Annotated in this window: 1 protein-coding gene; it reads right to left on the reverse strand. The window is 80.4% G+C overall.

Going from position 1 to position 311, the window contains the following annotated elements:
* Window positions 1-63: 63 nt before the first annotated feature.
* Window positions 64-311: helix-turn-helix domain-containing protein (locus ABD308_RS34575; RefSeq protein ID WP_344343831.1), on the reverse strand; the 248-nt coding region annotated here is incomplete at its 5' end.

The following is a 311-nucleotide window of genomic DNA, read 5'->3' on the forward strand; positions in this document are numbered from 1 at the left end:
TGGCACCGGCCCTCGGCCACCCTCCCCGCGCCCGGCACCACGGCACGGCCCGCCCCGGGCCCGTCACCGCGGCAGCCGGCCCAGGGCGTCGCGCAGGGCGGCCCGGGAGGTGATGCCGAGCTTGGGGAAGACCCGGTAGAGGTGGGAGCCGACGGTGCGCGGGGAGAGCCGGGTCCGTGCGCCGATCTCCTTGTTGGTCAGACCGCCGGCGGCGAGTTCGGCGATGCGGCGCTCCTGCCAGGTCAGCGCGGCGAGGCCGGCCGCGGGCGTGCGCGGCTGGGCGCCGGCGGCGCGCAGTTCGGCGCGGGCCC

The sequence above is a fragment of the Kitasatospora putterlickiae genome (genome assembly GCF_039527695.1).
Taxonomy (GTDB): Bacteria; Actinomycetota; Actinomycetes; order Streptomycetales; family Streptomycetaceae; genus Kitasatospora; species Kitasatospora putterlickiae.